The 8,608-nt window shown below is 32.6% G+C and carries 7 protein-coding genes and 1 pseudogene; 4 read left to right on the forward strand and 4 right to left on the reverse strand.

The genetic code is table 11. The features are described from left to right. Window positions 1-191 (reverse strand): annotated as a pseudogene (locus PHC28_RS11965) (NAD-dependent epimerase); the annotation flags it as partial. A 223-nt stretch (window positions 192-414) separates the two neighbouring features. Here PHC28_RS11965 and PHC28_RS11970 point away from each other — a divergent pair. The 4 genes from PHC28_RS11970 to PHC28_RS11985 all read left to right on the forward strand — a co-directional run bounded on the left by PHC28_RS11970 (window position 415) and on the right by PHC28_RS11985 (window position 6,869). Further along, on the forward strand, window positions 415-1,041 hold the full coding sequence (locus PHC28_RS11970; RefSeq protein WP_300100605.1) for a hypothetical protein: 627 nt from the start codon (window positions 415-417) through the stop codon (window positions 1,039-1,041). Then, complete coding sequence (gene mfd / locus PHC28_RS11975) at window positions 1,034-4,396, forward strand: transcription-repair coupling factor (protein ID WP_300100608.1); 3,363 nt, start codon at window positions 1,034-1,036, stop codon at window positions 4,394-4,396. Before PHC28_RS11970 ends, mfd begins: the two co-directional genes overlap by 8 nt. 88 nt (window positions 4,397-4,484) lie before the next feature. Further along, window positions 4,485-5,321: a TdeIII family type II restriction endonuclease gene (locus PHC28_RS11980; RefSeq protein WP_300100610.1), complete on the forward strand. Its 837-nt coding sequence runs from the start codon at window positions 4,485-4,487 to the stop codon at window positions 5,319-5,321. A 6-nt stretch (window positions 5,322-5,327) separates the two neighbouring features. Next, on the forward strand, window positions 5,328-6,869 hold the full coding sequence (locus PHC28_RS11985; RefSeq protein ID WP_300100612.1) for a DNA cytosine methyltransferase: 1,542 nt from the start codon (window positions 5,328-5,330) through the stop codon (window positions 6,867-6,869). A 1-nt stretch (window position 6,870) separates the two neighbouring features. Here the strand turns inward: PHC28_RS11985 and PHC28_RS11990 are convergent, their stop codons facing one another. The 3 genes from PHC28_RS11990 to PHC28_RS12000 form a co-directional block, all read right to left on the reverse strand. Then, window positions 6,871-7,497: an Eco47II family restriction endonuclease gene (locus tag PHC28_RS11990; protein ID WP_300100615.1), complete on the reverse strand. Its 627-nt coding sequence runs from the start codon at window positions 7,495-7,497 to the stop codon at window positions 6,871-6,873. Window positions 7,498-7,534: 37 nt separating this feature from the next. After that, complete coding sequence (locus PHC28_RS11995; protein WP_300100618.1) at window positions 7,535-8,191, reverse strand: aspartate kinase; 657 nt, start codon at window positions 8,189-8,191, stop codon at window positions 7,535-7,537. Window positions 8,192-8,328: 137 nt separating this feature from the next. Next, a partial coding sequence (locus PHC28_RS12000) for a YraN family protein (RefSeq protein ID WP_300100621.1) occupies window positions 8,329-8,608 on the reverse strand: 280 nt, incomplete at its 5' end.

Here is an 8,608-nt window from a genome sequence, read left to right on the forward strand (position 1 = left end):
ACAAGATGCTCAATTTGGTTAAAATCCAGTGCATTTACAACTTCAAAAGTGCCTGAATTGACAATGTCATTATTCAATTTTCGAATGTCGGAAGCGACGACATTTTCGGTTCCATAAATTTCTCGAAGTTTATGGGTTAACTCAGTTCCAATTTGCCCGCAAGCACCTATAATCAGTATTTTAGGATTCATTTTTATGATTTTTGAAATGCAAAGATAACGTTTTCGTGAATATCAAAAATTTGTCAAATATGCATTAAATCTTGTAAAATGACTTTTGAAATAAAGGTGAATTTCTTAATTTGTAAGTTTAAAAAGCTAAAAAAACAGCTTTGATTTATTAGATTGTTATTCTAATGTCGAAATTCGTAATTGTAAATTTACTTTGTAACTTTGCAACTTAATTTATTCAATGATGAAATTCAAATTATCGATTCTCTTTATTCTGATTTTTGTTCTTTTTTCGTGTAAAAATGAAGATCAAAACCGAATTGCCGAAACTCAAAAAGACATCAACAAAAAGGAAATCATTTTTTCGAATATTGAGAAAGGCTGGATTTTTAATGCGAATCCCATCAATGCAACCTCAAAAGCCAACGCTTTGACTTGGAGTGAATGGGGTTTATTTTTGACCGAATTAAATCAAAAACCTAAAAAAACCATTGGCGCTTTTCAAAAAAAATCAACGGAACTTTCTAAAAAAGCAATAGATTTGAACAATAATATTCCTTTAGATTTTAACAAACCTCAAATTAAAAGTCGAATTTCTACTCTTATTACGAAAGTGAAAATGTTAGATTTGTTTATTCATTTGGACAATATTCCTGACAAAAAAGTGATAGTCTTGGTAGGTGAAATTAACGAAGAACTGGTTTCCTTGCAAAAACAAATGGAAAAATTGGTTCAAAAAAGTAAGATTCCAATGGAAGCTGGCGAATCCGATTTAATAAAAATGTTAGATACAACAAGAGCAATTCCAACTAGATCAATTCCAACTACACGACAACAATTTGAAGTCCTTAATATGCCTCGAGTTGAGTAAAACAAATTTATATAGCATCTTTGATAATTCGCCAAAAATCAAGCAAATTGTCACTAGTTTACAACAAACAGACCAAAAAATCCATCTCAATGGATTAATAGGTTCTTCGCTTTCGTTTGTAATACAATCACTTTTTAAAAAAACCGAGAAACCGTTTTTATTGATTTTAAATGACAAGGAGGAAGCTGCTTATTATTTGAACGATTTGGAACAAATGATTGGTGAAAATGATGTATTGTTTTATCCAGGTTCCTATCGCCGCCCCTATCAAATTGAAGAAACTGATAATGCCAATGTTTTGCTTCGTGCCGAAGTTTTAAATAGAATCAATTCCCGGAAAAAACCTGCCGTTATTGTCACTTATCCCGAAGCACTTTTCGAAAAAGTGGTAACTAGAAAAGAACTCGACAAAAACACTTTGAAAGTTGCTGTTGGCGACAAAGTTTCTATCGATTTTATCAATGAAGTTTTGTTTGAATACGAGTTCAAAAGAGTCGATTTTATTACCGAACCAGGTGAATTTTCGGTTCGTGGTGGAATTGTAGATGTGTTCTCCTTTTCGAATGACAATCCGTATCGGATTGAGTTTTTTGGCAACGAAGTGGATAGCATTCGAAGCTTTGATGTAGAAACACAATTGTCCATCGAAAAGCAAAAGAAGATTACCATTATTCCCAATGTCGAGAATAAATTCTTTCAGGAAAATCGAGAAAGTTTCTTGGAATACATCAACAATCAAACGATTCTTTTTATTCAAGATACCGAAGGATTATTTACAAAACTCGACCGACTTTTTGCCAAAGCGACTGAAATTTTCGAGAACTTGAATGCAACCGTAAATCACGTTGCACCCAATCAATTGTTTTTGAATCAAGCTGAATTCATCAAGAAAAGTCTGGATTTCTCTGTTGTCGAATTGAGTGCTACGCCCATTTATAAAACTAAGAAAGCTTTCGAATTTTACATCAAACCGCAGCCTTCCTTCAACAAACAATTTGATTTGTTGTTGAATAATTTGAATGACAATCACTTTAATGGATACAAGAATTATTTATTTTGTTCGAATGATGCTCAAGCCAAACGTTTTCACGACATCTTCGAAACATTGGATGAAGAAAACTCCGAGAATATTCGAAAGCAATACAACACGATTGTGTTGCCCATTTATCAAGGATTTATAGATAAAGAAAACCAATTGGCTTGTTATACCGATCACCAAATTTTTGAGCGTTACCATAAATTTAGCATCAAAAGTAATGTTTCGAAGAAGCAAAATATTACTTTAAAAGAACTCACAACTTTGTCCGTTGGCGATTATGTAACGCATATCGATCACGGAATTGGACGATTTGGAGGATTGCAAAAAATTCAAGTTGAAGGCAAAACTCAAGAAGCCATAAAATTGGTTTATGCCGATAATGACATTGTTTATGTGAGCATTCACTCGCTGTATAAAATTTCGAAATTCAACGGGAAAGACGGAACTCCACCCAAAATATATAAAGTTGGGTCGAATGCTTGGAAGATTCTGAAGCAGAAAACCAAGGCTCGTGTCAAAAATATTGCGTTCAATTTGATTCAATTGTACGCCAAACGCCGATTGGAAAAAGGATTCCAGTTTGCGCCTGACAGTTATTTACAAAACGAATTAGAAAGTTCCTTCATCTACGAAGATACTCCCGACCAAACCAAATCGACAGCCGAAGTCAAAGCGGATATGGAAAGTGATCGACCAATGGATCGCTTGGTTTGTGGCGATGTGGGTTTTGGAAAAACTGAGGTTGCGATTCGTGCCGCTTTTAAAGCCGTGGACAATTCGAAACAAGTGGCTGTTTTAGTTCCTACCACGATTTTGGCTTACCAACATTACCGTACTTTTTCGGAACGATTGAAAGAAATGCCGGTTTCTGTGGGTTATTTGAACCGTTTCAGAACCGCCAAACAAAAAGCCGAAACCCTCAAACAATTAGCCGAAGGGAAACTCGACATTGTGATTGGAACCCATCAATTGGTCAATAAAAACGTAGTTTTCAAAGACCTTGGATTGTTGATTGTCGATGAGGAACAAAAATTTGGCGTTAACGTAAAAGATAAACTCAAAACCATCGCTGCCAATGTCGATACTTTGACATTAACAGCAACTCCAATTCCGAGAACCTTGCAGTTTTCGTTGATGGCAGCACGAGATTTATCCGTAATTACAACGCCTCCGCCCAATCGTTATCCTATCGAAACGAATGTGGTTGGATTTAGCGAAGAGCTGATTCGGGATGCGATTTCGTATGAAATTCAGCGAAATGGACAGGTTTTCTTTATCAACAATCGAATTGAAAACATCAAGGAAGTTGCCGGAATGATACAACGATTGGTTCCCGATGCGAAAGTCGGAATTGGTCACGGTCAAATGGATGGAAAAAAACTCGAAGAATTGATGCTCGCTTTTATGAACGGCGAATTCGATGTTTTAGTCGCAACAACAATCATCGAAAGCGGATTGGACGTTCCGAATGCGAATACCATTTTCATCAATAATGCGAATAATTTTGGTCTGTCCGATTTGCACCAAATGCGTGGTCGTGTGGGTCGAAGCAACAAAAAAGCGTTCTGTTATTTCATTTGTCCGCCCTATTCAGCGATGACCGATGATGCCCGAAAACGAATTCAGGCTTTGGAGCAATTCTCGGAATTGGGAAGCGGTTTCAATATTGCTATGAAGGATTTGGAAATTCGTGGTGCGGGAGATTTATTGGGTGGAGAACAAAGCGGTTTTATCAACGAAATTGGTTTTGACACCTACCAAAAAATTATGAATGAAGCCATCGATGAATTGAAGGAAAACGAATTCAAGGATTTGTATGAAAACGAAGATAACGGTGTGGAGAAAGAATACGTAAAAGATCTGCAAATTGACACCGATTTCGAGTTATTATTTTCAGATGAATACATCAATAATGTCACGGAGCGTTTGAGTTTGTACAACGAATTAGGCAATGTGACCAACGAAGAAGAATTAATCGTCTTCCAAAATAAACTGATTGACCGTTTTGGGCCAATGCCGCCACGAGCCAATGCTTTAATGAATAGCATCCGCATCAAATGGGTTGCCACCAAAGTTGGAATCGAAAAATTGGTGATGAAAAAAGGGAAAATGATTGGCTATTTTGTAGCAGATCAAAACTCGGATTTTTACACTAGTAACCGTTTCCATAAAGTGATTCAATTTGTACAAAAAAACAGCGCTATTTGTGTAATGAAAGAAAAACAAACCCCAGCGGGTTTACGACTTTTATTGACTTTTGACAATGTAAAAACGACAAGAAGAGCTTTGGAATTGATGGAGATGTTGGGGAAATAAGAGAATTTAAATTATTGATAAAATAAATTTTTTATTATGTTGTGAAATTTTTGAATAAGTATTATCATTGTATTGAAAGTAAATAAATATGAGCAAACAAAAACGTGTTGCATTGGCAATCAAGGAAGTAGTTTCGAAAATGATGGACAGAGTTATGGATAACGTAATGATAAAAGACCCTTTTATCAAAGAAAAGCATCATTCTGCGAAACCACTTTATGCTGCATTAGTTCCAGATGAAATATTTAAAGGCTCTCATTTTGAAAGAAGATTTGTAACTCCTTTTGGAGGTGTTTGGGAAAAACTAGCTCAAGTTGTTGCAATTGAAGCACACGGAAATTGTTCAATGGGACATAGTGTAAGTGGAATTGTTGGAAGTGAAAGTTTGAGAAGAATTCAAGAAGTTTTAAATAAACTTGAACACAATAAAAAAGGAGAATTAAAAGTAAAACCAGATTGGGAAACCGAATTGAAATATATACAAGAAGGCGGTGGAGAACCAATTCCTGTTAGTGTTACTTGTGATATTTTTATTCACAACGAAACTACAAATGCCAAATACGCCTTTGAATTAAAAGGACCACTACCTAATAGTGATCAAACAAAAGTGAGTAAAGAAAAAATGTTTAAATTGCTAGCAATGGAACCCAAGCAAGTTGATTTTGCTTATTATGCACTTCCTTATAATCCTTACGGAAAGAAAGAAGATTATAAATGGGCTTTTCCAATGAGATGGTTTAATATGCAAAGTGATAGTTCTGTTTTAATTGGAAATGAATTTTGGGAATTAATCGGTGGAAAAGGAACTTATAATAATTTTATCAAAGAAGTAAATCATTTAGGGAAAGAATATAGAGAACGCATATATAGAGAATTTTTAGAAATGGAACCGCCACATAATTTTGAAGAAGTTGTGCTTAAATAAGCTAAAATGAACAGCAATAATAAATTTACTTTTATAGATCTTTTTTCAGGCATTGGTGGCTTTAGAATGGCACTCAATAGCATTGGAGGAGAATGCTTGAACTTTAGCGAAATAAATAATGACGCAATAAATACTTATTGCACTAATTTTAATGAAAATTTAGAAAGTAATTTAGGAGATATTACAAAAATTAAAGATTTGCCTAAACACGATTTATTAACTGGTGGCGTTCCGTGTCAAAGTTGGTCGATTGCTGGAAGAAATCTAGGTTTTGACGATGATAGGGGACAATTATGGAATGACACTATTTATTTATTAAACAAGTCAAAACCAAAAGCGTTTATTTTTGAAAACGTAAAAGGATTGGTTGACCCAAGGAATAAAGAAGCATTAACTTATATTTTGCAAAGAATAAAAGAGGCAGGATATTTCGCAAATTATTATGTAATAAATTCATTCGATTATGGAGTTCCACAAAATAGATTACGAATTTATATTATTGGTTTTCGAGACGAAGAATATTCACTAAAATTCAGTTTGCCAAAACCAATTCAGAACAAAATAAGATTAGGAAATATTCTAACTGATTTTGTAGCAAGCCCAATAAAATTAAAAGAAAATTTTGAAAAAAATTTGTTTGGCGAAGTTGTAAAACCAAGAAACATGAGTTTGTCAAACAGTAATGGTTTTAATGATTATTTCTTATTTAATGATTTACGAAATGGTCATTCAACTATTCATTCTTGGGATATTCTGGACACAAACGAAAGACAAAAAGACATTTGTTATTTATTGCTAAAAAATAGACGAAAAAGTGCTTATGGAAATTTAGACGGAAATCCACTATCATACAAACATTTCAGAGATTTAGATAATACAATTACAAAAAATGAATTAGATGAATTAGTTTCGCTTGAAATTCTAAAAAAGGAAGGCTATTCATTTTTGATAAATGAATATCAAGAAAATGATATTTCAGAAGAGGAAAAAGATATTTTAGAATGCAATATCAATAATATTTTATTTGTAGAATATTTAAAAACAAATAGAAAATTGAAATTGAAAAAAATTTCAATTTCAAAAACTTTAAAAACCTTACAAGAAAAAAACATAATAGTTTGTAAGGAAATCCGATACGATTTTAAAAACACAAAAATCAGCACGGGATTATTTGGTGTAAATAGAATATTCTTACCAACATCAAATATTTTTCCAACATTGGTTGCAAGTGATACAAATGATTACATAACAACCAAAGAAATAGATGCGAAAAACGAAACCGAGTACAGAGAAAAATTTTTAAACGGAATATATAAAACACAAGAATTCAGAAGGATAACAAAAGAAGAAACCTGCAAGATTCAAGGATTTCCTAAAAATTATATTTTGCCTGAAAACAGAGCTAGATGGATGAAACTTTTAGGAAATAGTGTTTCAGTTCCTGTTATTGAAATTTTAGGAAAGGCAATAATAGAAACTGGAGTTTTTAGTAATACTGTTTCATCAATTGTGTCTCAAGGAAAAAACGATTTTGAATTTATAGCATAATTTATGTAATTGTTAAAAAATCTGTCAAGACAGTTTGTAATGACTTTTGTAATAAATTTAAAGAATCATCTGTTTGCGTAATTATGTTATAGAAAGAAGTTCCCGAAATTTTAAATACATTTTTGTGACTTACTTTATATTCATCATTACCAATTATCCATTTTTCTTGGTTTTTGTCTTCAATTGTAAAATCAACGAAATAGAATTTCGCATTTTTAAATCTTTGAGCATCATTAGATAATTTTTCAAAAATACACTCTTCAATATTTTTCGACAAATTCTCAAATTTAAATATAGCAAACAAAGTATCATCGTTTGCTTTTATATCAAAACCGCTCAAATTCCCAACATGAAAACCTTTTATCCCTCCTAAAATTTGTTCGTGAAAAGTCCCAATTGAATTGTTTATTGATTTGTCAATTTGACGCAATATTTCGGCTTGAATTAAGCTTTCTTGATTAATATCGTTGAATTGAGCGTCAAAAGTCAATTTGATTGTATCAACCTTATTGCTATAAAAGTTCTTTTTTGTGATGTTGTTCTTCGCTTTTAAGTAGGCTTTGTGAAGATTTGCAATGCAATAAAGTAAATGCTCATCTGATATAAAGTCAACATATTTGTTTTTCATCTAATCTTAGATATTAATCTAACTTTTTAGGTAATCTCTAATTCTTCAAATCCTTTATTACTTTAAAAGCAACATCTACTTCGTCTTCACTTACCAAAATGGTAAATTCGTTTGAAGTCGAAATTACTTCGTTGATGATGATTCCTTCCCAAGCTAAACGCTGAAAAATGAAATAATAAATCCCTGGGACAACGATGTTTTCTTTTGGTAATTTCACGGTTATTGAAGCCAGATTTTCCAGTTTTTGTATCAATTTTTCATTAGCAAAATGTTTGTCAACCAAGTAATTGACGCTATTGCTCACCACAATATTAGTTTCGTTTACACCACGTGATGAAGTATAAAAAATGTCTGGAAAAACATTGATGTCTGTAATTAAATCGGCTTGTTTGTTTAAAACTGTTTCTGATGCTGCAAAAGTATAATCAGTCAAGGAAGAGCGAACGGTGATTTCTCCAATGTTTTTTATTACTTTATTGATTTTATGATTCAGTCTGAAATCCAATTCTTCGGTCAGTCTTTTTAGTGCCATTACAACTGCTCCTTGTTTAACTTCTTTTCCAAAATCAGCCTCTAATTCGACCATAATGTTTCTAGAAAGTGAAGTTAAATTGATTATCCCAAGAGACAATGCATTTAACAAAAAGGGTTTTGTTTTGATGTAATTTTCTACAATTGAGGATACTGTTTTCATAACTATTTGGATTTATTTATTGGGCAAAAAAATGTTTATGAAGCTTTTATTTGAAAGGCATTGTAATCTAACAAATTTTTTCACAAAGATAAATAAAAAAACAATTTGTTATAAAAAAACGTGCAAAAAAAATTAAATTAGAAATGATAAAAGGCATCAATTAAGTGTTCTATGACAAATGATTTTCCTTCTTTATGACCCGAAACCGAAGGTTGAACGGACGCAGTAATAGCAATAATGTCAAAACGAACCTCTACATCTAGATTATTAGAGACAACATATTCGTTTACAGCTTTAACTAAAAGCTGTATTTTCTTGGGCTTTACAAAGTCTTGAGGAAGACCAAATTCGATGGTGGAGCGTGTCTTAACTTCAACGATGGTTAATATATTTTCTTTTTGAGCGATGATGTCAATC

This window comes from Flavobacterium sp. (assembly GCF_028712645.1).
In the GTDB taxonomy this organism is placed as follows: domain Bacteria; phylum Bacteroidota; class Bacteroidia; order Flavobacteriales; family Flavobacteriaceae; genus Flavobacterium.

Excerpts from the sequence above, each read along its gene's own strand:
- PHC28_RS11970 (WP_300100605.1), top strand. The coding sequence starts at position 415 with ATGAAATTCAAATTATCGATTCTCTTTATTCTGATTTTTGTTCTTTTT.
- PHC28_RS11980 (WP_300100610.1), top strand. The coding sequence starts at position 4,485 with ATGAGCAAACAAAAACGTGTTGCATTGGCAATCAAGGAAGTAGTTTCG.
- PHC28_RS11985 (WP_300100612.1), top strand. The coding sequence starts at position 5,328 with ATGAACAGCAATAATAAATTTACTTTTATAGATCTTTTTTCAGGCATT.
- PHC28_RS11990 (WP_300100615.1), bottom strand. The coding sequence starts at position 7,497 with ATGAAAAACAAATATGTTGACTTTATATCAGATGAGCATTTACTTTAT.
- PHC28_RS11995 (WP_300100618.1), bottom strand. The coding sequence starts at position 8,191 with ATGAAAACAGTATCCTCAATTGTAGAAAATTACATCAAAACAAAACCC.